Below are 23,097 nucleotides of genomic sequence, written 5' to 3' on the forward strand. Positions count from 1 at the left end.
GGGTTCGGGTGGGTCGGGGGCGTTGGCGGGGTGGGGTGGGGTGGGGTGGGTTGTTGACTTGGGTATTCGCTGGGTGAATAGTGGGCGGGGTGTCCACGCCGCATGTTCTGCTCGGGTTGCTCGCTGGGGGCAGCCGGCACGGATATGAGCTGAAGCGTGCGCACGACGAGCGGCTGCCGCGTGCTCGGCCACTGGCCTTCGGGCAGGTCTACGCCACTCTCGGCCGCCTCGAACGCGACGGGCTGGTGGCTGCCGCCGGCCAGGACCGGGCGGGCGGGCCGGATCGCACCGCGTACGCGCTGACCGACCAGGGGCGGAACACGCTGGACCAATGGCTGTCCACTGTGGAAGCACCCATGCCGTACGTGGCCAGCACGCTCTTCACCAAAGTCGTGGTGGCACTCCTGGTCGCCGATGTCGATCGGGCCCGGTCGTACCTGATCGCCCAGCGGGCCGCGCACACCGCACGGCTGCGGGAGCTGACTACGGTCAAGGCCGATCCGGCCGCCACCCTCAGCGACGTGGTCGCTGCCGATTTCGCGATCGCCCACCTCGACGCGGATCTGCGGTGGCTGCACGCCACCCTGGGCCGGGTCGCCGACTGGCACCGGGAGGTGCATCCGTGACGCAACTCCAGGCTCGCGGCGTGGTTCGGGCGTACGGCCCGACGCCCGCGCTGCGCGGCGTGACGCTCGACGTGGCCGAGGGCGAGATCGTCGCCGTCACCGGGCCGAGTGGCTGCGGCAAGTCGACCCTGCTGCACTGCCTGGCCGGGATCCTCCGGCCGGACGTCGGCGAGGTCACCTGGCGTGGGCACCGCATCGACACCTGGTCGGAGGCGGCCCGGTCCCGACTGCGGCGCACGGAGTTCGGGGTGCTGTTCCAGTTCGGTCAGCTGGTGGCCGAGTTGACCGCCGCCGAGAACGTCGCCCTGCCCCTGCTCCTCGCCGGCACGGGGCGGCGAGAGGCACGGACGGCGGCGCTCACCTGGCTGGAACGGTTCGGGGTGGCCGAGGTGGCCGACGTTCGGCCGGGTGAGATGTCCGGGGGTCAGCAGCAGCGCTGCGCCACGGCGCGGGCGCTGGTGACCGAGCCTCGGGTGCTCTTCGCCGACGAGCCGACCGGCGCACTGGACACGCTCACCGGCGAGCAGGTCCTCACCCAGCTGGTCCGGCTCGCCCGCGAGCAGCGCACCGTCGTCGTGCTTGTCACCCACGAGCCGCGGATCGCCGCGTACGCGGATCGGGAGATCGTGCTGCGTGACGGCTTGGTGGACCACACCGGCCTGGGGCTCGACGTGCCGCTGACCGGCGGCGCCCGGTGAGACCGGCGACGCTGCTCCGCCTCGCGCTCGCCGGCACCCGTACCGACACCGCCCGGGTGGTGCTCACCGCGCTCAGCGCCCTGCTGGCGACACTGGCCGGGCTCGCGGCGTTCACCGTGTTGGCCATCCCGACCCCCGCGGCGACGGACGAGAACCAGGACAGGTGGTCGGAGCAGTATCACAACGCTCTGCTGGTGGAGCCCGGGTTGCGCGGCGGAACGGCGTTCGCGCTGCTGATGCTGATGATCCCGGTGCTGGCGCTGGCCGGTCAGTGCGCCCGGCTCGGCGCGCCGGCACGGGACCGCCGGTTGGCGGCGCTCCGGTTGGCCGGCGCAACTCCCGGGCAGGTCACCCGGCTGGTGGTGCTGGAGACCGGCGTGGCCGCTCTGCTCGGCACGCTCGTCGGGCTGGGTGTCTATCTGGTCGGCCGCGATCTGCTGCACCGCCCGGACGCGCACGGTCAACTGGCCCTGCCCACCGACGTGCTGCCGTCGACCGGCGCGTTGGCCGGCTTGGTGCTCGGTCTGCCGGTCGTGGCGGCGCTGGCCACCGCCCTGATGGTGCGAACGGTCACCACCAGCCCGCTCGGGGTGAGCCGCAAGGCGGCTCGCGAGCGTGGTCCGGGTCCGTGGGCGGGGCTCCTGATCGGGTTCGGCGTCGCCTCGTTCGCGGTGATCCGCCCGGTGGTCCACCGGTTCGCCGACGACGCCGAGTTGATGGCCTGGCTGGTGCCGGTGTTGTTCGCGGTGGGCGCGCTCGCGGCGATGATCGGGGTGGTGATCGGCACCGGCTGGCTGTCGTACCACTGCGGGCGGTTGTTGCGTCGGCACGCCCGAGGTCCGGCTGCCCTCCTCGCGGCGGGCCGTCTGATGGCCGACCCGTGGGCGGGTAGCCGCACGTTCGCGGCGCTGCTCGCCGCCCTGATCTTCGGCGGGGGCGCGGCCGCCCAGCGGGCCTACTTCGGGACCAAGGACCAGCTTGAGCGGGAGCAGAGCCGGTTCGCCGGGTTGGATGGCGGCACCAACCCGTTCTATCTGTCCACTATGGATTACGTCGATGGCGCGATCGCCGTGGCCATCCTGATCGCGACGGGCGGGCTTGTCGTCGCGCTGGTCGAGGGGATCGTCGCTCGCCGACGTGCCTACGCGGCGTTGGTCGCCACCGGGGTGCCCCGCGCCACGCTGAGCCGTTCGGTGGCCTGGCAGGCGCTGGCCCCGGCCGTGCCGGCGATCCTGCTCGCGCTCACTGTCGGCACGCTGCTCGGCCGTGGGCTCGTCGGGGAGGTCTCGACGGGCGTCTCGTCGACGGAGATCTGCGAGGCCACGGCGGCGCTCTGTGACGACCCGGCCACCCGCGAGCAGTACACCCGGATCGTGTACGCCCCCACGATCGAGCGAGCCGTTCCCGTACCCCTGGAGCACCTGGCGTGGCTCGGCGCCGGCGCGTTGGCAGCGGTGCTGGTGACGATCGGTGTCGGCCTGCTCTTCCTGCGCGCCAGCACCGCCCTGGACGAGTTGCGCACGACCTGAGTCGATGTAACGCCGCTGGTGGCGGCGCCGCTGTGTGCAACGGAGACCCGGCCCATCGGGTCTCCGACGCCGGTTGCCGGCGTGGTGACGGTGGGAGTTCGCAGATGCACAGTCAACCGGGCTCTGTCCCGCCGGTGTTCGTCGACGGCACCGGGCGTCGCCGCCGGCTGACAGTCATCGCGGGCACAGCGATGGGCCTTGGCCTGCTCACCAGTCTCGTCCTGATCGCCGCGGGGCTCTTCCTGGACACTTCGGTGCCACTGCCCGGCTGGTCGGAGGACTCCCGGGGGACGCGCCCGGTGGAGGCCGGCGTGGACGGGGTCAACCCGCCTCGGTTGGCCAAGTCGCCGTCGCCGGCGGGCCGTACGTCAGCGCCGCTGCCGCGCGCCACCCCGACCAGCGACCGATCCCCGACCACGGCCGGTACGACCGCCACGGCCACCGGCACGCCATCCGCCACCGACCAACCGGGCCGTGGCGACGAGCACCGCAAGACCGCCAAGCCGAGCAGGTCGCCCGGTAAGCCGCAGTGACGATGGCGAGACACGTGGCCCGGCGAGACCCTCGGGCGCACTGGCTGCTGCTCCTGCTCGGGCTGCTCCTGCTGCTCGCGGCGCTCACCGTCAACGGCCTACTGAGCGGTCTCGCGGGCGGCTCGGGAAACGCCACCGCACAGCCCGCGCCGGACGTGCCGGCCGCCGTCGGCTCGGGTGGCCCGGTGCTACGGCTGGACCGTGCCGAACCGGTCAGTCGGGCGTTGCCGGACCACACCATCGCGCTGACCTTCGACGACGGGCCGGACCCGCGCTGGACGCCGCAGGTCCTCGACGTGCTGCGTCGGCACGGCGCCCACGCCACCTTCTTCGTGGTGGGCGCCCGGGTCAACGAGCACCCCGAACTGGTCCGGAGGATCCTTGCCGAGGGGCACGAGATCGGGTCGCACACGTTCACCCACGCCGACCTCGCCGAGGTGCCGCCGTGGCGGCGTGACCTCGAACTGTCGCTGACCCGCAAGGCGGTCGCGTCGGCCACCGGCCGGGAAGTGACCCTGCTCCGGCCGCCGTTCTCCTCGGTGCCGACGGCGCTGACCGGGTCCGAGTACGCCGCGTTGCGCGCCGCCGCCACTGCCGGGCACGTCGCGGTGCTCACCGACCTGGACACCAAGGACTGGCAGCGCCCCGGCACCGACCAGATCGTGCGCGCCGCCACTCCGAAGCGGGGACAGGGAGCGGTGGTGCTGATGCACGACGGCGGCGGTGACCGGGCGCAGACCCTCGCCGCGCTGGACCGCCTGCTGCCTGCGCTGGGCGATCAGGGCTACCGGTTCACCACCGTCTCCGCCGGCATCGACGCCTCACCGTCGATGGTTCCGGCGGGCACTGGTAGCCGGCTGAGCGGCACCGGACTGCGCTGGACCCAGACCGGTGCCCGCTGGTCCGCCGAGGTGATGAACTTCCTGCTCGCCACCGCACTCGTGCTCGGGGTGGCGCGTCTGGCCGTGCAGGTGCTCTGCGCCCAGCGGCACGTGCGCCGGGTCCGCCGGCCCCGCCGGGACCGTCCCGAGGTGCGGGTACCGGTGTCGGTGATCGTGCCCGCTTACAACGAGGCGGCGAACATCGCCGCCACGGTCCGGTCCCTGCTGGCCAGCGCGTACCCGGCGTTGGAGGTGATCGTGGTGGACGACGGGTCGGACGACGGCACTGCCGACATTGTCGAGCGGATGCGACTGCGCGGGGTGCGCGTGATCCGGCAGGCCAACGCCGGCAAGCCAGCGGCGCTGAACACGGGCATCCGGGCGGCGCGGGCGAACCTGCTGGTCCTGGTCGACGGCGACACCGTCTTCCAGCCGGACACCGTGCATCGCCTGGTGCAGGGCTTCGCCGACCCGTCGGTGGGCGCGATCAGCGGCAACACCAAGGTCGCCAACCGGCGTCGCCTGCTCGGTCGGTGGCAGCACCTGGAGTACGTGATCGGCTTCAACCTCGACCGACGGATGTACGACGTGCTGGAGTGCATGCCGACCATCCCCGGCGCGATCGGCGCGTTCCGCCGCGAGGTGCTGCTGCGGGTGGGAGGGGTGCCGTCGGACACGCTGGCCGAGGACACGGACCTCACCATGAAGGTGCTCCGGGCCGGCTGGCGGGTCGTCTACGAGGAGTCGGCCATCGCCTGGACCGAAGCCCCGTCGTCGTTGCGCCAGCTCTGGCGGCAGCGCTACCGCTGGTGCTACGGCACCATGCAGGCGATGTGGAAGCACCGGCACGCGCTGCGCGAGTCGGGTGCCGGAGGCAAACTGGGCCGACGCGGCCTGCCGTACCTCACGGTGTTCCAGATCGTGTTGCCGCTCACCGCGCCGGCGGTCGACGTGTTCGCCGTGTACGGCCTGCTCTTCCTGCCCTGGTCGACCCTCGCCCTGGCCTGGGCGGGCCTGCTGCTGCTCCAAGCGGCCACCGCCGCGTACGCGCTGCGACTGGACCGGGAGCGGTACGGCCCACTGTGGGCGCTGCCGTTCCAGCAACTGGTCTACCGGCAGCTCATGTATCTGGTGGTGGTGCAGTCGGTGGTCACCGCGTTGATCGGCAACCGGCTGCGCTGGCAGCGGATGGTGCGGACCGGCGAGGCGGCGGCGTTGGTCGGGGCCGGCCGCGGCTGACGCCACCTCGATGCGGCGTCAGCCGTCGGCCGGTCAGGTCGGGGTGTGGAAGAGGCCGGCCGACCAGGAGATCAACAGGCCGACGGCGGCGGAGCAGCAGCAGACGAGCAGAGCGGCGGCGACCACTGCGAGGATCATCCGGGCGGACGCCCGTCGGGGCGTCGGCCCCGGCTCGGTCCCGTCGGTCATCGTCGCCGCCGCCCGTCGTCAGGCCCGGCCGATGCGGTTTAGGATCCAGGCGTTGATGAACGCCTCCTCGCGCCAGGAGTCGTAGCGACCGCTCGGGCCGCCGTGCCCGGCACCCATCTCGGTTTTCAGCAGGTAGTCGCCGCTCGGGGCGACCGCCCGCAGCCGGGCGATCCACTTCGCCGGCTCCGAGTAGAGCACCCGGGTGTCGTTGAGGCTGGTCACCGCCAGGATCGCGGGATAGTCGACGGCGGCCACGTTCTCGTACGGCGTGTAGGACTTCATGTACGCGTACACCTCGGGGTCCTCGAGGGGGTTGCCCCACTCCTCCCACTCGGTGACGGTCAGCGGCAGCGACGGGTCGAGGATCGACGTGAGCGCGTCCACGAACGGCACCTGCGCCACGATCCCGGTGAACGCGTCCGGCGCGAGGTTGGCCACCGCGCCCATCAGCAGGCCACCGGCCGAGGCGCCCCGGGCGACCAGCCGGTCGCTGGCCGTCCAGCCGGCCTTGACGAGGTGCCGGGCGCACGCCACGAAGTCGGTGAAGGTGTTCTTCTTGGCCAGCAGCTTGCCCTGGTCGTACCACCGTCGGCCCAGCTCACCGCCGCCCCGGATGTGCGCCACGGCGAACACCACGCCCCGGTCCAACAGGGACAGCCGGGCCACCGAGAACCACGGGTCCATGCTGGCCTCGTACGAGCCGTAGCCGTACAGCTCGCAGGGGGCCGAGCCGTCCCGGGGGGTGCCGACGCGGCAGACCAGTGAGATCGGCACCCGGGTGCCGTCGTCGGCGAGCGCCCAGTCCCGGTGCTGCTCGTACTCGGCCGGGTCGTACGGTCGCCCGTCCGGCCCGGGCAGCACCGGCTTCTGCTTGAGCAGCACCATCTGCCGGGTGACCAGGTCGTAGTCGTACACCGAGTCGGGGGTGATCAGCGAGGAGTAGCGCAGCCGGACCTGGCCGGTGCGGTACTCCGGGTTGGCGTCCAACCCGACGCTGTAGAGCGGCTCGGGGAAGTCGATGTCGTACCCGTCGTCACTGCCCACCGGCAGCACCCGCAGCCCGGTGAGCCCGTCGGTGCGCAGCGACACCACCAGGTGGTTGGCGAAGGCGTCGACGGCCTCCAGCCGGGTGCCGGGGGTGTGCTCGATCAGCGGCACCCAGTCGCCCGGTACGTCCGCCGAGGTGAACGCCAGCGCGAAGTCCTCCGCGCCGTCGTTGTGCAGGATCAGGAAACGGTGGCCGTGGTGCTCCACGGTGTATTCGACGCCCTGTCGGCGGGGGGCGATCACGGCCGGTGCGCCGGTCGGGTTGCCGGCGGGAATCACCAGCACCTCGCTGGTCACCTTGCTGTGTACGTCGATGAGGATGAACCTCTCCGACCGGGTCAGCTCCACCCCCACCCAGAACCGCTCGTCGTCCTCCTGGTGGACCACCACGTCGTCGGCGGCGGCGGAGCCGACGGTGTGTCGCCAGACGCGGTTCGGCCGCCAGGCGTCGTCCACCGTCACGTAGAACAGCACCGAGGCGTCGGCCGACCAGGCGGTGCCGTAGAACGTGTCCGGCACCTCGTCCGGCAGCAGCTCGCCGGTGGTCAGGTCCTTCACCCGCAGGGTGAAGCGCTCGTCACCGGAGAAGTCGGTGGAGTAGGCCAGCCAGCGACCGTCCGGGCTGACGTCGAACGCGCCGAGCGAGAGGAAGTCGTGCCCCTCGGCCAGCAGGTTGCCGTCGAGCAGCACCTCCTCGCCGTCGAGCGGGGCGCCGTCCGCGCTGACCGGCGGGTCGGTCTCACCGTCGCGGACCGCCCGGCGGCACTGCACCCCGTACTGCTGTCCCTCGACCGTCCGGGTGTAGTACCAGTGCCCGCCCTTGCGGGTCGGCACGGACAGGTCGGTTTCCTGGGTGCGTCGGCGAGTCTCCTCGAACAGCTCGGCGCGCAGGTCGGCCAGGTGTGCCGTACGCGCGTCGGTGTACTCGTTCTCGGCGGTCAGGTAGGCGATCGTCTCCGGGTCGTCCTTGGCGGCGAGCCAGGCGTACTCGTCGACGACTGTGTCGCCGTGGTGGGTGCGCTCGCTGGGCACCCGCTTCGCCGCGGGCGGGGCAGTCTCGGTGGTCACGGCGGCCACGTTACCGGCCGGCAGCGGCAGCGCGCCGGACCAGCGGCATCCCGATACTCGCCACCACGGCATTCGAACACATGTACGATGGCCGGCATGGCGGCAGCAGCGAGTTCCCTCGGCCGGTCCGGAGCCCTCGAGATCACCCGGCGGTTGGCGGCGATCTGCGGTCCACCGTTCTCCCGGCTGGCCGGGCCGGCCGACGAGGTGGCGGGGCGACCGGCGCGCTGGGTGGCCGTCCCGGGCGGCCCGCACGCCGCCGCCGAGGTGCTGAGGCTGGCCGCCGTGCACGATCTGGCGGTGGTGCCCCGAGGTGCGGGCACGAAGATCGACTGGGGGGCCGCCCCCGTTCAGGTCGACATCCTGCTCGACACCGGCCGGCTGGCCGGCATCGGTCACGAGCCGGTCGACTCGCTGGTGACCGACGTCGGGGCCGGCACTCCACTGCGGGCGGTGCAGGCCACCCTGGAGCGCACCGGGCAGCGGCTCGCGATGGACGCCCCCTCACCCGGCGCGACAGTGGGCGGTGTGCTCGCCGCCGGCGAGACCGGCCCGCTGCGCCACCGCCACGGCAGCCCCTGCGACCAACTGCTCGGTGTGCGCTACCTTGCCGCCGACGGCGAGTTGATCAGCGTCGGCGGTGGCGCGCCCGGGCTCGACCTGGCCCGCCTGCTCTGCGGCTCCCAGGGCGCGCTCGGCGTGCTGGTGTCGGCGAGCCTGCGGGTGCAGCCGGTGCCGGCGAGCCGGCTCTGGGTGTCCCGCCCGGTGTGGACGCCGCTGGAGGTGCACGACCTGGTCCGGACGATCCTCGCCGCGCGGCTGGAGCCGTCGGCCATCGAGCTGGACCTGCCCGGAAGCACCCCCCGCCCACGTACGCCCTACCCGCCAGGTCACCCGGCGGCCACCGCCCGCGAGCGTCATCCGTCCATGTCCGGTCGGGCCGGCGCCCCGTCCCGGGCCGGCAGCCTGGTGGTGCTGCTGGAAGGCGGCCCCGCCGACGTCACCGAACGTGCCGAGCGGCTCGTCGGCCTGCTGCACGGGGAAGCGACGATCGCCCACTCCGCGCCGACGTGGTGGCGCCGCTACCCGTTCGCGCCCGGCGACACGGCGCTGCGCCTGGAAGTGCCCATCGGCGACCTGCACGCCGCCGTCTACGCGCTACGCGACGCGGCCGGAGCGCCGGTGCCGGTGCGCGGCTCCGCCGGGCTGGGCGTGGTGCACGCGGCACTGCCCGGGGCGCTGGCAGCCGACCGGGTGGCGTCCATCCTGGCCGCCGTCCGAGGGGTGCTGTTGGCCCGTCAGGGCCGCTGTGTGGTGGTGTCCGCTCCGGCGGCGGTCCGCCAGGCGGTCGACCTCTGGGGCGAGTTGGCCGGCCTGGCCCAGTTGCGGGCCGCGAAGCGGCACCTGGATCCGGAGCACCGACTCGCGCCCGGGCGGCTCCCCGGCGGCCTGTGAGGCTGAGCCGCCGGCCGGTGCGGCGCGCCCGGGTGAGCCGGTCGGCCGGTGCGGCCCGGCCGAGGTCAGTCCATCCACCACCGGTGCATGTCCAGCAGCGGCGGGGTGAGACGGGCCATCAGCACCAGCAGGCTGCCGACCCCGCCGGCCAGCAGCAGTGACCGGGTTGCCCGGGGCAGGGCCTCGCGCTCCCGGGCGACCACCACCCCCGCGACGATCGCCAACGGCAGCCCGAGCACCGCACCCGTCAGGTAGAGCACCGCCACCACTGGGTGGAGCACACCGAAGAAGGCCACGTCCTTCGGGTCGTACGCGCCGGTCAGCATCTCGGCCGGGCCGACGTCGGCGCTCGTCATCCGACCGATGTAGAGCAGCAGCACGGTGAGGAACCCGCCGATGGTCGCGAACTGCGCGAGGATCAGGGCCCGGACCGCCGGCCGGGAGTACGACGTGACCTGCGCGACGCTCGTCATGGCCGTCAATCTACCGAGCGGACCCGAGACCAGGGGCCTGTGCGGCGGTCAGGTCGCGTCGTTGCGGAGCACCAGGATGGCGATGTCGTCCCGGGGCGGCTCGACCGAGAAGTTGATCGCCGCGGCCCGCAGCCGGGCGGCCACCACGTCGGCCGAATATCCGGCCAGGGGCGCTGCCGCGTCCCGCAGTCGGTCGGTGCCGAACAACTCCCGGCCGCGCCGCCGCTCGGTGACGCCATCGGTGTAGAAGATCAGCGAATCGCCCGGTCCGAGCGTGATCTCCGCCGTCGGCGAGGTGATCGTGTCGAGCAGGCCGAGCGCGGTGCCGCCGGTGCCGACGAACCCGGCGCCGCCCGCCGCGGCCAGCAACACCGGCCGGTCGTGCCCGGCGAGGTGCAGCGAGACGTCCAACTGGTCACCCTCGCCCGGCCCGACCGCTGCCAGCGCCAGCGTGCAGTAGCGACCGCCACCGCGCTCGACAAGTGTCTCGTTGAGCCGTGCCAGGGCCTCCGGTAACGGTTTTCCGTCGCCGACCAGCACCCGGATCACGTCCCGGACCAGCCCGGTCACCGCGGCGGCCTGGACACCCTTGCCCGAGACGTCACCGATCACCACCAGCCAGCGCCCGTCGGGCAGCGGCACCACGTCGTAGAAGTCGCCGCCCACCTCGGCGTCGTCGCCGGTCGGCACGTACTCGGCGGCGAAACCGATCCCGTCCACCAGTGGCAGCACCGGCGGCAGCAGAGACTGCTGGAGCGTCTGCGCCACCCGACGGCGCTCGGCGTGGATCCGGGCGTTCTCGATGGCCAGCGCGGCCCGCCGGGCCACGTCCTCCAACACGGCCACCTCGTCCGGGTCGTGCCGGTGCCGCTGGTGCCGCCCCACCGCCAGGGTCCCGAGCCGCTGCCCGCGGGCGATCAGCGGGACGGCGAAACCCTCCATCGGCCCGCCCAGGGGGATCTGCGCCGCGCTGCGGGACGCCTCGCGGAGGCGGGCCTGGATCGAGTCCGGCCCGGTCTCCGCCAGCACCTTGTGCAACTGCGGAAGCATCGACTCGTCGGCGTGGCTGGCCGCCGCCAGCCGGAGCCGACCCCACTCGTCGGCGGTGTGCACCGCGCACCACTGGCCGAGTCGCGGCACCACCAACTGCGGCACCAGCGCCATGGTCAGGTCGACGTCGAGCGACTGGGCCAGCAGTTCGCTCGCCTCGGCCAGGAACGTCAGCCACACCTGCCGGCGGACGTCGGCCCGGCGCAGCCGGTCGTTCTCCAGGTGCAGCGACAGCCGCTCGGCGGTGAGCACCGCCAACGGTTGGGCGTACGCCGACGGCGCGGCGTCCAACTCCAACTCCCCGGCGTACGGGCGGTGCACTGTCAGTGGCACCCGGAGCAGCTCGCTGCCGGGGCGGGACGGCCGACCGAAGCGGGCCAGCACCTGACGGCCCTGCCCGTCGCCCCGGTCCAGGCGGATCGTGCCGCCGGCTGCCCCCACCATCTCGGCGACCCGGCTGAGCAGGCTGGTGGCGAAATCGGGCAACGGATCGTCCCCGTGCAGGTCGGGGGCGGTCTGCATGAGTTCGCTCATCGCGCTGGCGCTCGGCGCGGACCCGTCGGTGCTGGTCCGAGGGCCGGCGTTGGCCGGTGTCGATTCGCCGATGGTGCCCGAGGCGGGCGGGTCGGCGCCGGGGCGGTCCAGCCGGAACCAGACGCCCTTGCCGGTGGGCAGGTACGTGGTGCCCCAGCGGCTGGCGAAGTGGTCGACCAGCAGCAGGCCCCGGCCCCGCACGGAGACCTCGTTGATCTCGGTGGAGTCGTTGCGGTCGCCGACGGTCAGCTCGTCGCCGGAACCGGGGGCGAAGTCGGAGACGGTGACGGTCAGCCCGATATCGTCCGCGACGACCTCGATGTCCAGTTCGGTACGGGCGTGCTCGACGGCGTTGGTGGTCAGCTCGGTGGTGAGCAGCAGCGCCTCGTTGGCCAGCTCGTCCAGGTGTGACTCGGTCAACACCGAGCGGACCACGGCGCGGGCGGCGGCCGGGGTACGGCGGTCGGCGGGCAGCCGCACACGCCGGACGGCCCCGTCCCGGGCCCCGGCCGTCGCGGGCCCCGCCTCGGCTGACACCCCCGTATCCTCCACCGTCCCCCTGCCGGGTGCCAAGCCGATCACCGATCGTGGGCTGTCGCGTCGGTCAGCGGCACCGGCGGCAGGGAGCGGGTTGACGTGTCGAAACGACCGGTCCGGGAGCCGGGCGAGGTTTGCGGCGCGCCGTGCCGGCTCGACGCCGATCGGGCGGGTCGACGGGGCGATCGATGCCACCTGGCGGGTCGCGCACCCTGGCATCACGGCGCGCGCGGGCACAATATGGGGTGCCGGTGTGTCCGCACGGACCGGCGCCCCCCGAGTTGAGCGAGGAATGATGACCACGTCGAAGCAGTCGGTGGCGGATCCGTCCGCGCCCGACCACGAGGCGCTCCTCGGTGAGTTGGCCGAGGCACTGCGACGGATCGGGCGCGGCGACCTGAAGGTCCGGCTTCCCCGCCGGGCCGGCGCGGCCGGTGAGGTGGCGGACGCCTTCAACGAGGTGGTCTCGCTCCAGGAGCGGCAGTACCTGGACCTGCGGCGGATCAGCCGGATCGTCGGTCGCGACGGCCGGCTCACCGAGCGGCTCGACGACGAAGGGCTGGACGGCTCCTGGGCGGAGGGGCAGCGGGCGATCAACTCGCTGATCGACGACCTGGGTCGACCGACCACCGAGATCGCCCGGGTGATCGTGGCGGTCGCCGACGGTGACCTGTCCCAGCACATGGCGTTGGAGATCGACGGTCGGCCGCTGCGCGGTGAGTACCTGCGCATCGGGCGCACCGTGAACACGATGGTGGACCAGCTGTCGTCGTTCTCCAACGAGGTGACCCGGGTGGCCCGTGAGGTGGGCACCGAGGGCAAGTTGGGAGGCCAGGCCGACGTGCGGGGCGTCGCCGGCACCTGGAAGGACCTCACCGACTCGGTGAACACCATGGCGTCGAACCTGACCGGCCAGGTGCGGTCGATCTCGCAGGTGGCGACGGCGGTGGCAAAGGGCGACCTGTCGCAGAAGATCACGGTCGGCGCGCGTGGTGAGGTGGCCGAGCTGGCCGCCACGATGAACTACCTCACCGACACGCTGCGGCTCTTCGCCGAGCAGGTGACCCGGGTGGCCCGCGAGGTGGGCACCGAGGGCAAGTTGGGCGGCCAGGCCGAGGTGCCGAACGTGGCGGGCACCTGGAAGGACCTGACCGACAGCGTCAACTCGATGGCGTCGAACCTGACCGCCCAGGTCCGCAACATCGCGCAGGTCTCCACGGCGGTGGCGCGCGGCGACCTGTCGCAGAAGATCACGGTGGCGGCGCAGGGCGAGATCCTGGAGCTGAAGGACACCGTCAACACGATGGTGGACCAGTTGTCGTCGTTCGCCGACGAGGTGACCCGGGTCGCGCGTGAGGTGGGCATCGAGGGCAAGCTGGGCGGTCAGGCCCAGGTGCGCGGCGTCTCCGGCACCTGGCGGGACCTCACCGAGAACGTCAACCAGTTGGCCGGCAACCTGACCAGCCAGGTCCGCAACATCTCCCAGGTCTCCACCGCCGTGGCGAAGGGTGACCTGTCGCAGAAGATCACTGTGGACGCCCAGGGCGAGATCCTGGAGCTGAAGAACACAGTCAACACGATGGTGGACCAGTTGTCGTCGTTCGCCGACGAGGTGACCCGGGTGGCCCGTGAGGTGGGCACCGAGGGCAACCTGGGCGGCCAGGCGCAGGTGAAGGGTGTCTCCGGCACCTGGCGGGACCTGACCGACAACGTGAACTCGATGGCGTCGAACCTGACCAGCCAGGTCCGCAACATCGCCTCGGTGACCACTGCGGTGGCGAAGGGTGACCTGTCGCAGAAGATCACCGTGGACGCCCAGGGCGAGATCCTGGAGCTGAAGTCGACAGTCAACACGATGGTGGACCAGTTGTCGTCGTTCGCCGACGAGGTGACCCGGGTGGCCCGCGAGGTCGGTATCGAGGGCAAGCTCGGTGGCCAGGCGCAGGTGAAGGGCGTCTCCGGCACCTGGCGCGACCTCACCGAGAACGTCAACCAGCTCGCCTCGACGCTGACCACGCAGTTGCGGGCCATCGCCCAGGTGTCCACCTCGGTGACCCGGGGCGACCTCACCCAGCGGATCGCGGTCAAGGCGCAGGGCGAGGTCGCCGAGCTGAAGGACAACATCAACCAGATGATCGTCACCCTCCGGGAGACGACAAAGAAGAACGCCGAGCAGGGCTGGCTGGACTCCAACCTCGCCCGGATCGGCGGCCTGTTGCAGGGCCAGCGCGACCTCGGTGAGGTCTGCCGCATGATCATGACGGAGGTGACTCCGCTGGTCGACGCCCAGCTCGGCGCCTTCTTCCTGGCCGACGACACCGACGGCAGCATGCGGCTGCGGCTGACCTCCTCGTACGGGTACGTGGCACGGGGGCACGACGTCACCTTCGGGCCGGGTGAGGGGCTGGTCGGGCAGACAGCGCTCTCCCGTCGCACGATCCGGGTCAGCGCCTCCCCGAACAGCCGGCTCACCCTGCGCTCCGGCCTGGCCGAGACACCCCCGTCCGACCTGGTGGTGCTCCCCGTCCTGTTCGAGGGCGAGCTGCTCGGGGTGATCGAGTTCGCCAGCGTGTCGGCCTTCTCCGAGCTGCACCTGTCGTTCCTGGAGCGGCTGGTGCTCACCATCGGCATCGCTGTCAACACCATCCAGGCCAACCGGCGTACGGAGGAGCTGCTGGCCCAGTCGCAGCGGCTGGCGCACGAGATGCAGGAGCAGTCGGCGGAGTTGCAGCGCACCAACGCCGAGCTGGAGGAGAAGGCCACTCTGCTGTCCGAGCAGAAGGGCAACATCGAGACGAAGAACCGGGAGATCGAGCTGGCGCGGCTGGGCCTGGAGGAGAAGGCGCAGCAGCTGACCCGGGCGTCGGCGTACAAGTCGGAGTTCCTGGCCAACATGAGCCACGAGCTGCGGACCCCGTTGAACTCGCTGTTGCTGCTGGCCCGTCTGCTGGCCGAGAACTCGGAGCAGAACCTCAGCCCGAAGCAGATCGAGTTCGCCCGGACCATCCACGGGTCCGGCTCCGACCTGCTGCGACTGATCGACGACATCCTCGACCTGTCCAAGATCGAGGCGGGCCGGATGGACGTCGAGCCGACCGAGATCCGCTTCACCGAGCTGCGCGGCTACGTCGAGCAGGCGTTCGCGCCGCAGGCCGAGGAGAAGAACCTGGACTTCCAGGTACGGGTGAGCAAGGATCTGCCGCCGGCGTTGGTGACCGACGCGCAGCGGTTGCAGCAGATCCTGCGCAACCTGCTGTCCAACGCTGTGAAGTTCACCGACAACGGTGCCGTGACGCTGCGGATCGCCCCGGCCGCGGAGAACGCGGTCTTCGACGTGCCGGCGCTGACGAACGCCCAGCAGGTGATCGCGTTCACCGTGATCGACACCGGGATCGGCATCTCCGACGACAAGCTGTCGATCATCTTCGAGGCGTTCCAGCAGGCCGACGGCACTACCAGTCGCCGGTACGGCGGCACCGGCCTGGGCCTGTCGATCAGCCGCGATCTGGCCCGACTGATCGGCGGCACCATCACCGTGTCGTCCGCGCCGGGTCAGGGCTCGACCTTCACCCTGTTCGTGCCGCAGGTGCTGGCCCCGGACGCGGTGGTAGCGCCGCAGATGCCGTCGCCGCAGCGCGCCGGCCTGCCGTCGTCGCTGCTGATGCCACCGCTGGAACTGCTGCCGGAACGGCCGGAGGCGCCGGCCACCCGTCAACTGGACGGCGCCACGGTGCTGATCGTGGACGACGACGTCCGTAACGTCTTCGCCTTGACCAGCGCGTTGGAGCTGCACGGGATGACCGTGCTGTACTCGGACAACGGGGCGGACGGTGTCCGTCTGCTGGCCGAGCATCCGGAGGTGGACATCGTGCTGATGGACGCCATGATGCCCGACCAGGACGGTTACGAGACCACCCGCCAGATTCGCCGCAACCACCGGTTCGCCGACCTTCCGGTGGTCTTCCTGACCGCGAAGGCGATGCCGGGTGACCGTGAGTCGGCGCTCGCTGCCGGGGGCAGCGACTACATCACCAAGCCGGTGGACCTGGACGACCTGATCGAACTGATGTCGTCCTGGATCAACGGCAGCCGGACCGAGGAGACTTCGTGACCCAGATGGCCAAAGCGCTGCTCGTGGACGACCGGCGGCAGAACCTGACGGCCCTGGAGGCGATCCTTCAGGGCCTGCCGGTCCAGTCCGTGGCGGTGGAGAGCGGCGAGGCGGCGCTCAAGCAGCTGCTGGTGGACGACTTCGCGGTGATCCTGTTGGATGCGCAGATGCCGGACATGGACGGCTTCGAGACGGCGAGCCACATCAAGCGCCGCGAGCGGACCCGGCACGTGCCGATCATCTTCCTCACCGCCGCCGACCGGGACGCCCAGCTCGCCCTTCGGGGCTACCAGGTGGGCGCTGTGGACTACCTCACCAAGCCGTTCGACCCGTGGGTGCTCCGGGCCAAGGTGTCGGTCTTCGTCGAGCTGTGGGTGAAGACCCGGCAACTCGCCACCCAGTCGGATCTGGTCCGGGAGCGCGACACGCAGTGGCGGCGGCTCACCGACGCTGTCGACGAGGCGACCGCGCAGCTCCGCTCGGACGACCCGGAGGTCCGTGACCGGGCGGTACGGCTGCTCGAACAGGCCCGTTGGGGCAACACCGCCTGACGCGGTGGGGCGGCTCAGCCGGTGGGCTGGTCGTTGCGGATCATCAGGGCGCTGCGCAGGCCGGTGATGTCCAGCACGCGGATCAGGAAGTCGCCAACGTGCGTCAGCATCAGCAGGCTCTGCGCGTGGCTGGCCTTGCGGCTGAGCACGACCAGGGTGCCCAGGCCCTGCGAGTCGCAGAAGGTGACGCCGCCGAGGTCGAGCACGATCTTCGGCGGCGGGTCGGCCAGCACCTCGTTGACGACGGTGGAGAGCTGGGCCGCCGTGAGCATGTCGATCTCACCGGCCAGGCGCAAGACTGCTTCGTCGCCCGTCCGGTGTAGCGTGATGGACAGTTCGGCACGATCCACCCGGTCAGCCTAGCGCGATCCGATCGACCTGGCCTGTCGAGGCCGCGAGCCGTCGCCGTCCAGGCCACGAGGCCCCCCGGGTCGGCGCTGCTGACCGGCGCGGGTCACAGGTGAGCCGGGTAACCCCACCACGGGGTGGCTGCTGGTTGACCGTCCGGCGCTGTCACAATGGCGGCATCGTGACCGACATCTTTCCCGCCGGGTCCGGCCGCTACCCAGCCGACGCGCCGGCCTCCGAGGCCCTGTTCGACCGCGCCCGCGCCATTGTGCCGGGCGGGGTGAACTCTCCTGTGCGCGCCTTCCAGGCGGTCGGCGGCACCCCGCGTTTCATGGTCCGTGGTGAGGGCCCGTGGCTGTACGACGCCGACGGTCGCCGCTACGTCGACCTGGTCTGCTCCTGGGGTCCGCTGATCCTCGGGCACGCCCACCCGGAGGTGGTGGAGGCCGTCCAGGCCGCTGCCGCCTTGGGCACCAGCTTCGGCACGCCCACGCCCGGTGAGGTGGAGTTGGCAGCCGAGATCGTCGCCCGGACCCCGGTCGAGCAGGTCCGCCTGGTCAACTCCGGCACCGAGGCGACCATGTCGGCGATCCGGCTGGCCCGCGGCTTCACCGGCCGCTCGAAGATCGTCAAGTTCGCCGGTTGCTACCACGGCCACGTCGACGCGCTGCTCGCCGCCGCCGGCTCCGGCGTGGCCACCCTGGGCCTGCCCGACTCGCCCGGCGTGACCGGCGCGGCGGCCAGCGAGACGATAGTTCTTCCGTACAACGACATCCGGGCCGTCGAGGAGGCGTTCGCCGCCGAGGGCCCGCACATCGCCGCGGTGATCACCGAGGCCGCCGCCGGCAACATGGGCGTGGTGGCCCCCCGCGACGGCTTCAACCAGCAGCTCGCCCGGATCGCGCACGCACACGGCGCCCTGCTCGTGGTGGACGAGGTGATGACCGGGTTCCGGGTCTCCCGCGCCGGGTGGCACGGCCTCGACGCCTCCGACGCCGACCTGTGGACGTACGGCAAGGTCATGGGTGGTGGCCTGCCCGCCGCGGCGTTCGGCGGGCGCGCGGACATCATGGCGCGGCTCGCGCCGGCCGGCCCGGTCTACCAGGCCGGCACCCTCTCCGGTAACCCGCTCGCCTGCGCCGCCGGCCTGGCGACCCTGCGGCTCGCCGACGACGCGCTGTACCAGCGCCTCGACGAGACGGCCGCCGTCGTGGGCAAGTTGGCGTCCGACGCGTTGGCCGCCGCCGGGGTCCCGCACCGACTGTCGTACGCGGGCAGCATGTTCTCGGTCTTCTTCACCGACGCCGACGTGGTCGACTACGACAGCGCGCGCACCCAGCAGGTGCCGGCGTTCAAGGCGTTCTTCCACGCGATGCTCGCCGCCGGCGTCTACCTGCCGCCGAGCGCGTTCGAGTCGTGGTTCGTGTCGGCGGCGCTCGACGACGCCGCTCTGGAACACATCGCCGACGCGCTGCCGACGGCGGCGAACGCGGCGGCAGCGGCCGGTCACGGGGGGTAGAAGACCTTGAGCAAGACGGTGGTCCACGTGCTTCGGCACGGCGAGGTGTACAACCCCGACCAGATCCTCTACGGCCGGCTGCCCGGTTTCCGCCTCTCCGAGCTGGGCGTGCAGATGGCCAAGGCCGCCGCGCAGGGCCTGGCCGAGCGGGAGATCGTGCACGTGGTGGCCAGTCCGCTGGAGCGCGCCCAGCAGACCGCCGAGCCGATCGCCGCCCAGTTCGGGCTGCCGGTCGGGGTGGACGAGCGGCTGATCGAGAGCGCCAACTGGTTCGAGGGCAAGAAGGTCTCCCCGGGTGACGGGTCGTTCCGCGACCCGCGCAACTGGTGGGTGCTGCGCGACCCGGTGACCCCCTCCTGGGGTGAGGCGTACCGGGTGATCGCCGAGCGGATGTTCGCCGCCGTGCACGCCGCCCGGGTCGCCGCCGAGGGACGCGAGGCGGTGCTGGTGTCGCACCAGCTCCCGATCTGGACGTTGCGCCGTTACGTCGAGCGCAAGCGGCTCTGGCACGACCCGCGCAAGCGGCAGTGCGGGCTGGCGAGCCTCACCTCGTTCCACTTCGACGGCGCGAAGGTGGCGGGCATCGGCTACAGCGAGCCGGCCGCGCACCTGATCGCTCTCTCCGCGACCGCCCGGACGGCCAAGGGGGCCTGATGAACGCCCGGAGGTGGACCGCCGGTCTGCTCGCCACCGTCGCCGCGGTGGCGCTGGTCGGCTGCACGTCGTCGAAGGCGCAGGAGAAGACCTGCACGACCACCACCGACGGGATCTTCGAGTGCGCGCCGGACCAGCGCTCCGCACCCCCGAAGGTCGCCGGTGAGCTGCTGCTCGGCGGCAGCTACGACGTCAGCGAGGCGCGCGGTCAGGTCGTGGTGGTCAACTTCTGGGGTTCCTGGTGCGCGCCGTGCCGCGCCGAGGCGGACGACCTGGAAGCCGTCTACCAGGCCACCAAGGGTTCCGGGGTGACCTTCCTCGGCATCAACGTCCAGGATTCGCGGGACAAGGCCAAGGCGTTCGAGAAGGGCCGGGTCACCTATCCGAGCCTGTTCGACCCGGCCAGCAAGACGGCACTTTCGCTGGACATCCCGCCGAACAGCGTGCCGGCGACGGTGGTGCTCGACCGGGACGGCCGGATCGCGGCGGTGATCCGGGCCGCCGTCAAGCAGGAGGGCCTGCAACCGATCGTCGAACGGATCGCCGCCGAGAAGTCGGCGTCGAACTGATGGGTGAGACCTTCGAGCAACTGGCCCTCAGCGGGCCGCTGCTGCTCGCCATCGGCGCGGCGGCGCTCGCCGGCCTGGTCAGCTTCCTCTCCCCGTGCGTGCTTCCGCTCGTCCCCGGCTACCTGTCGTACGTGACCGGTCTGGCCGGCGCCGACCTGGAGGGCCGGCGGCCGGAGGCCGATCCCGCGCCCGCCGGCGGGGGTGTCGCGGTCAAGGAGCGGGTCGCGCGAGCCGGCGCGGTCAAGGGCCGGGTGCTCGCCGGGACGCTGCTCTTCATCGGCGGCTTCACAGTCGTCTTCGTGGCCACCGCGATCCTCTTCGCCAGCATCGGCCGGGTGTTCTTCGACTACGAGCGCGAGTTGCAGGTCGGCGTCGGCGTGCTGATCATCGTGGCGGGGTTGAGCTACCTCGGGATGATCCCGGCCCTGCAACGGGAGTTCCGGATCTCCCGGTTGCCGTCGGCCGGGCTGCTCGGCGCACCGGTCTTCGGGGCGGTCTTCGCGCTCAGTTGGGTGCCCTGCACCGGCCCCACCCTCGGCGCGGTGATGGGCATGGCCACCGCCAGCGGCCAGAGCGACCGAGCCGTGGTGCTCGCCGTGGCGTACTGCCTCGGGTTGGGGATACCGTTCATCGTCTTCGGGCTGGGCTTCGAACGCCTGCTCGGGGTCTTTCGCGCCGTCCGGCGCAACAGCCGCTGGGTCACCCGGGTCGGCGGCGCCCTGCTCATCCTGATCGGTCTGGCCCTGGTCACCGGCGGATGGCAGAGCTTCGTGATCTGGCTGCAGACCACCGTCGGGGTGGGCGAGGTGAGCATCTGATGACGGTCGTCGACGACCGACCGGAGACCGCGGCGCCCGCGCCACGTCGCCGACCGAACCGGCTGCTGGCCCTGCTGCGCAACTCGTGGCGGCAGCTCACCAGCATGCGTACGGCGCTGATCCTGCTCTTCCTGCTCGCGATCGCCGCCATTCCCGGCTCGGTGCTGCCGCAGCGCGGGATCAGCCCGGAGAAGGTCAACGAGTACTTCGTCGACCACCCGGACTGGGCCCCCCGACTGGACCGGATCGGCGCGTTCGAGGTCTTCGGGTCGGTCTGGTTCTCCGCGATCTACCTGCTGCTGTTCACCTCCCTGATCGGCTGCATCACGCCCCGGCTGCGCGACCACATCCGCACGCTGCGGTCCCGTCCGCCGGGCGCGCCGAAGCGGATGGCCCGGCTGCCGCAGCACACAGTGCTGCCAGCTCCGCCCGGTGGGGCGGCGGCGATCGCCGAGGCGCTGCGCAAGCGCCGCTGGCGCGTCGAGGTGCGCGGCGACGAGGTCTCCGCCGAGAAGGGCTACCTCAAGGAGACCGGCAACCTGCTTTTCCACACCTCGCTGATCGCGGTGCTGATCGGGGTGGCGCTCGGCTCCTGGTACGGCTGGAGCGGCAACCGGCTGCTGGTGGCCGGCGCGGACAACGCGTTCTGCAACACCCGCCAGCAGTACGCCGAGGCGAAGCTCGGCCCCCAGGTGGACAGCGCCGACCTGCCCGGCTTCTGCCTGCGGCTGGACGACTTCGAGGCCCGGTTCCTGGCGTCCGGCCAGCCGGAGTTCTTCAATGCCACTGTCACCGTCGACGGTCCGGACGAGCCGACCCGCAGGGCCGACTTCTCGGTGAACTCGCCGCTGCGCCTGAACGACGCGAGCGTCTACCTGCTCGGCCACGGGTACGCCCCGGTGATCCGCTACACCGACCGGTTCGGCAACAGCCAGATCAGCGACGAGCCGTTCCTGACCACCGGCGACATGGGCCTGACCAGCGAAGGGCTGGCGGCCTTCCCGGACGCGAACGTCGACCCGGCGACCGGCCAGCGCGCACCGGATCTGCAGATGGCGTTCACCGGCATCTACCTGCCCACCGCGCCCGAGCAGGCGCCGTTCGTCCGCTCGCAGTACCCGACCGAGCGCAACCCGGCGCTGAACCTGGTCGCCTACCGGGGCAACCTCGGCCTGGACGCCGGCATCCCCGGCTCGGTCTACCAACTCGACCAGCGGCAGGTGCGGGCCGGCAAGGTCAAGGAGGTCGGCACCAAACTGCTCCGCAAGGGCGAGACCTGGAAGCTGGACGACGGCACGACAGTCGAGTTTCTGGGCACCGAGCGGTACGTCACCCTCTCCATCCGGCACGATCCCGGCTCGACGATGCTGCTGTTCAGCTGCGGCGTCCTGCTGGTCGGGCTGATGGGTTCGCTGTTCGGGAAGCGCCGTCGGGTGTTCTTCCGGGTGGTGCCGGCCGACCCCGGGGAAGGATCTCCGACGAGCGGTAGTAGCTTGATGGAGGTCGGTGGGTTGCCGCGTACCGACTATCCAGGGTTCGCCGACGAGTTCACCCAGCTGGTCGCCGCCGTCAGCGGTGCGGAACGGGCTGGTGCTGGCGCTGACTCCGCTGACCGGGCCGGCGTGCGAGAAGGAGCCGAGTGATGTCCGCACTCTCCGACAATCTGGTGACGTTCGCGATCCTGGCGTACCTGGTCGCGATGATCGGCCACGCCGTCGAGTACGCGCTGGGCAACGTGCGTACCCGGGTCGCCACGGCGGCTCCGGTGCGCGAGTTGGTCGGTGCCGGCGGCGGCGGTGTCGTCTCGAAGTCGCCCGCGCCGGTCCCCTCGTCACCCACTGCCGACCGCTCCGCCGGGCGGGCTCGGCTCGCGGGCCTGATCGGGGTGGGCGCCACAGCGGTCGCCGCCGCGCTGCACCTGGCGGCGCTGGTGACCCGTGGGCTCGCGGCGGACCGGATGCCCTGGGGCAACATGTACGAGTTCGTGCTCACCGTGACGTTCATCGGGGTGGCCGCCTGGTTGGTGGTGCTCTGGAAGCGACAGTCGCTGCGCAAGCTCGGGCTCTTCCTCACCCTGGTGATGGTGTTGCTGGTCGCCACCGCCGAGTTGGTGCTGTACGTGCCGATCGTGCCGCTGGTCCCGGCGCTGAACTCGTACTGGTTCATCATCCACGTCTCGACGATCGTCTTCGCGTCCGGCATCTTCCTGCTCGGCGTGGTGCCGGCGGTCGGTTTCCTGATGCGCAACGGGTACGAGCAGGGCAAGCGGAGCTTCCCGTACACCCTGGCCAGGCGGATGCCCGGCGCGGCCGGGCTGGAGCGGCTGACCTTCGCGCTGCACGCCTTCGCGTTCCCGATCTTCACCTTCGCGGTGATCGCCGGTGCCATCTGGGCCGAGGCGGCCTGGGGTCGGCCGTGGGGCTGGGACCCGAAGGAGACCTGGGCGTTCATCTCCTGGGTGGTGTACGCCGGCTACCTGCACGCGCGCGCGACGCCGAGCGTGAAGCGCAACGTGGCCACCTGGATCGCGGTGCTCGGCTTCCTCACCATGCTGATGAACCTGTTCGGCGTGAACATCTTCTTCACCGGCCTGCACTCGTACGGCGGGCTGGACTGACCTGTTCGATGACGCGCGGGCCGGCCACGGAATCGTCCGCGACCGGCCGGC

General features: G+C 71.7%; 19 protein-coding genes. 14 read left to right on the top strand and 5 right to left on the bottom strand.

The genetic code is table 11. From position 1 onward, the window contains the following. Positions 1–89: 89 nt before the first annotated feature. The 5 genes from KBX08_RS21575 (at position 90) to KBX08_RS21595 (ending at position 5,506) form a co-directional block, all read left to right on the top strand. The gene (locus KBX08_RS21575; protein ID WP_210785240.1) at positions 90–626 is read left to right on the top strand and encodes a PadR family transcriptional regulator; all 537 of its coding nucleotides are present in this window, start codon (positions 90–92) and stop codon (positions 624–626) included. Further along, positions 623–1,324 carry an ABC transporter ATP-binding protein gene (locus KBX08_RS21580; RefSeq protein ID WP_210785241.1) on the top strand — a complete coding sequence of 234 codons (702 nt, stop codon included), beginning with the start codon at positions 623–625 and terminating at the stop codon, positions 1,322–1,324. Before KBX08_RS21575 ends, KBX08_RS21580 begins: the two co-directional genes overlap by 4 nt. Further along, on the top strand, positions 1,321–2,853 hold the full coding sequence (locus KBX08_RS21585) for an FtsX-like permease family protein (protein ID WP_210785242.1): 1,533 nt from the start codon (positions 1,321–1,323) through the stop codon (positions 2,851–2,853). Before KBX08_RS21580 ends, KBX08_RS21585 begins: the two co-directional genes overlap by 4 nt. Before the next feature lie 104 nt (positions 2,854–2,957). After that, positions 2,958–3,386, top strand: a complete 429-nt coding sequence (locus KBX08_RS21590) for a hypothetical protein (RefSeq protein ID WP_210785243.1) — start codon at positions 2,958–2,960, stop codon at positions 3,384–3,386. 2 nt (positions 3,387–3,388) lie between these two features. Beyond that, on the top strand, positions 3,389–5,506 hold the full coding sequence (locus KBX08_RS21595; RefSeq protein ID WP_210785244.1) for a bifunctional polysaccharide deacetylase/glycosyltransferase family 2 protein: 2,118 nt from the start codon (positions 3,389–3,391) through the stop codon (positions 5,504–5,506). Positions 5,507–5,539: 33 nt separating this feature from the next. On the opposite strand, the gene KBX08_RS21600 is transcribed toward KBX08_RS21595, so the two are convergent. Beyond that, complete coding sequence (locus tag KBX08_RS21600; RefSeq protein WP_210785245.1) at positions 5,540–5,695, bottom strand: hypothetical protein; 156 nt, start codon at positions 5,693–5,695, stop codon at positions 5,540–5,542. An 18-nt stretch (positions 5,696–5,713) separates the two neighbouring features. Then, on the bottom strand, positions 5,714–7,810 hold the full coding sequence (locus tag KBX08_RS21605; RefSeq protein ID WP_210785246.1) for a S9 family peptidase: 2,097 nt from the start codon (positions 7,808–7,810) through the stop codon (positions 5,714–5,716). 96 nt (positions 7,811–7,906) lie between these two features. On the opposite strand from KBX08_RS21605, the gene KBX08_RS21610 reads away from it, so the two are divergent. After that, positions 7,907–9,265: an FAD-binding oxidoreductase gene (locus KBX08_RS21610; protein WP_210785247.1), complete on the top strand. Its 1,359-nt coding sequence runs from the start codon at positions 7,907–7,909 to the stop codon at positions 9,263–9,265. A gap of 65 nt (positions 9,266–9,330) precedes the next feature. Here the strand turns inward: KBX08_RS21610 and KBX08_RS21615 are convergent, their stop codons facing one another. Both KBX08_RS21615 and KBX08_RS21620 read right to left on the bottom strand, forming a co-directional pair. Then, complete coding sequence (locus tag KBX08_RS21615) at positions 9,331–9,738, bottom strand: hypothetical protein (RefSeq protein ID WP_210785248.1); 408 nt, start codon at positions 9,736–9,738, stop codon at positions 9,331–9,333. 48 nt (positions 9,739–9,786) lie between these two features. Next, on the bottom strand, positions 9,787–11,859 hold the full coding sequence (locus KBX08_RS21620) for a SpoIIE family protein phosphatase (protein WP_210785249.1): 2,073 nt from the start codon (positions 11,857–11,859) through the stop codon (positions 9,787–9,789). 295 nt (positions 11,860–12,154) lie between these two features. Here KBX08_RS21620 and KBX08_RS21625 point away from each other — a divergent pair, with 295 nt between their 5' ends. Both KBX08_RS21625 and KBX08_RS21630 read left to right on the top strand, forming a co-directional pair. Beyond that, on the top strand, positions 12,155–15,970 hold the full coding sequence (locus KBX08_RS21625; protein WP_210785250.1) for a HAMP domain-containing protein: 3,816 nt from the start codon (positions 12,155–12,157) through the stop codon (positions 15,968–15,970). Further along, positions 15,967–16,521 (top strand): two-component system response regulator, encoded by a 555-nt coding sequence (locus KBX08_RS21630; RefSeq protein ID WP_091395745.1) that lies wholly within the window; start codon positions 15,967–15,969, stop codon positions 16,519–16,521. Before KBX08_RS21625 ends, KBX08_RS21630 begins: the two co-directional genes overlap by 4 nt. Positions 16,522–16,535: 14 nt before the next feature. On the opposite strand, the gene KBX08_RS21635 is transcribed toward KBX08_RS21630, so the two are convergent. Further along, the gene (locus tag KBX08_RS21635) at positions 16,536–16,871 is read right to left on the bottom strand and encodes an STAS domain-containing protein (protein WP_088951070.1); all 336 of its coding nucleotides are present in this window, start codon (positions 16,869–16,871) and stop codon (positions 16,536–16,538) included. A gap of 179 nt (positions 16,872–17,050) precedes the next feature. Between KBX08_RS21635 and hemL the strand changes: the two genes are divergently transcribed. From hemL to ccsB, 6 genes are read left to right on the top strand one after another with little or no spacing between them, the layout of a single operon-like run. Next, a complete protein-coding gene (gene hemL / locus KBX08_RS21640) occupies positions 17,051–18,388 on the top strand; it encodes a glutamate-1-semialdehyde 2,1-aminomutase (protein WP_210785251.1) in 1,338 nt (445 codons plus the stop codon). 6 nt (positions 18,389–18,394) lie between these two features. After that, the gene (locus KBX08_RS21645; protein WP_091395739.1) at positions 18,395–19,042 is read left to right on the top strand and encodes a histidine phosphatase family protein; all 648 of its coding nucleotides are present in this window, start codon (positions 18,395–18,397) and stop codon (positions 19,040–19,042) included. Further along, positions 19,042–19,611: a TlpA disulfide reductase family protein gene (locus tag KBX08_RS21650; RefSeq protein ID WP_210785252.1), complete on the top strand. Its 570-nt coding sequence runs from the start codon at positions 19,042–19,044 to the stop codon at positions 19,609–19,611. Before KBX08_RS21645 ends, KBX08_RS21650 begins: the two co-directional genes overlap by 1 nt. Continuing rightward, a complete protein-coding gene (locus KBX08_RS21655) occupies positions 19,611–20,429 on the top strand; it encodes a cytochrome c biogenesis CcdA family protein (protein WP_210785253.1) in 819 nt (272 codons plus the stop codon). The genes KBX08_RS21650 and KBX08_RS21655 overlap by 1 nt, the downstream gene beginning before the upstream one ends. Then, positions 20,429–22,072, top strand: a complete 1,644-nt coding sequence (locus KBX08_RS21660; protein WP_210785254.1) for a cytochrome c biogenesis protein ResB — start codon at positions 20,429–20,431, stop codon at positions 22,070–22,072. The genes KBX08_RS21655 and KBX08_RS21660 overlap by 1 nt, the downstream gene beginning before the upstream one ends. Next, a complete protein-coding gene (gene ccsB / locus KBX08_RS21665) occupies positions 22,072–23,046 on the top strand; it encodes a c-type cytochrome biogenesis protein CcsB (RefSeq protein ID WP_210785255.1) in 975 nt (324 codons plus the stop codon). Before KBX08_RS21660 ends, ccsB begins: the two co-directional genes overlap by 1 nt. Positions 23,047–23,097 lie beyond the last annotated feature (51 nt).

The sequence above is a fragment of the Micromonospora sp. H61 genome (genome assembly GCF_018070325.1).
In the GTDB taxonomy this organism is placed as follows: domain Bacteria; phylum Actinomycetota; class Actinomycetes; order Mycobacteriales; family Micromonosporaceae; genus Micromonospora; species Micromonospora salmantinae.

Excerpts from the sequence above, each read along its gene's own strand:
- ccsB (WP_210785255.1), top strand. The coding sequence starts at position 22,072 with ATGTCCGCACTCTCCGACAATCTGGTGACGTTCGCGATCCTGGCGTAC.
- KBX08_RS21625 (WP_210785250.1), top strand. The coding sequence starts at position 12,155 with ATGACCACGTCGAAGCAGTCGGTGGCGGATCCGTCCGCGCCCGACCAC.
- KBX08_RS21650 (WP_210785252.1), top strand. The coding sequence starts at position 19,042 with ATGAACGCCCGGAGGTGGACCGCCGGTCTGCTCGCCACCGTCGCCGCG.
- KBX08_RS21590 (WP_210785243.1), top strand. The coding sequence starts at position 2,958 with ATGCACAGTCAACCGGGCTCTGTCCCGCCGGTGTTCGTCGACGGCACC.
- KBX08_RS21660 (WP_210785254.1), top strand. The coding sequence starts at position 20,429 with ATGACGGTCGTCGACGACCGACCGGAGACCGCGGCGCCCGCGCCACGT.
- KBX08_RS21595 (WP_210785244.1), top strand. The coding sequence starts at position 3,389 with ATGGCGAGACACGTGGCCCGGCGAGACCCTCGGGCGCACTGGCTGCTG.
- KBX08_RS21600 (WP_210785245.1), bottom strand. The coding sequence starts at position 5,695 with ATGACCGACGGGACCGAGCCGGGGCCGACGCCCCGACGGGCGTCCGCC.
- KBX08_RS21655 (WP_210785253.1), top strand. The coding sequence starts at position 19,611 with ATGGGTGAGACCTTCGAGCAACTGGCCCTCAGCGGGCCGCTGCTGCTC.
- KBX08_RS21610 (WP_210785247.1), top strand. The coding sequence starts at position 7,907 with ATGGCGGCAGCAGCGAGTTCCCTCGGCCGGTCCGGAGCCCTCGAGATC.
- KBX08_RS21615 (WP_210785248.1), bottom strand. The coding sequence starts at position 9,738 with ATGACGAGCGTCGCGCAGGTCACGTCGTACTCCCGGCCGGCGGTCCGG.